General features: G+C 56.9%; 1 protein-coding gene. It reads right to left on the reverse strand.

The window, feature by feature from the left end:
* Positions 1 to 2: 2 nt before the first annotated feature.
* Positions 3 to 392 (reverse strand): DUF2931 family protein (locus KIF87_RS23055; RefSeq protein ID WP_213330848.1); only part of this gene is annotated, 390 nt, incomplete at its 5' end.

Genomic DNA, 392 nt, shown 5'->3' on the forward strand with positions numbered 1-392 from the left:
CCTTACCACTGTCCGTACGGGTAGGTTTTGCCTTTGATAAACTCCGGCGTTTCTCCGTAATAAGCATAACCATACGGGTGCTGAGTAATTCCCTTACAGGCATCCAGTTTTTCACCGGACAGCGTGGTGAGCCGCTGTGGCTCTACCGGGAGGTTCTCGCCAATCCCGCTGTTCTGCAGCCAGACACGCACCCTGCCTTCCGGGGCCAGGCCAATCAGCAGCGTGTCATACCACGTGGTGCCGTATGAGTCCTGGCCTGTAGGAGCCAGCATTCTGGTCCTGAGCGACGCCGGAAAGACTATCCGGGTCTCATAGGTCTTCTTGTCGATGACCGAATCCCAGCAGAACAGCATCATCACGGGCGGGTGACGCGCCTGATTAAACTGGGCGTT

Origin of the sequence: Enterobacter sp. 120016, assembly GCF_018383635.1 — a bacterium.
Lineage (GTDB): Bacteria > Pseudomonadota > Gammaproteobacteria > Enterobacterales > Enterobacteriaceae > Enterobacter > Enterobacter asburiae_D.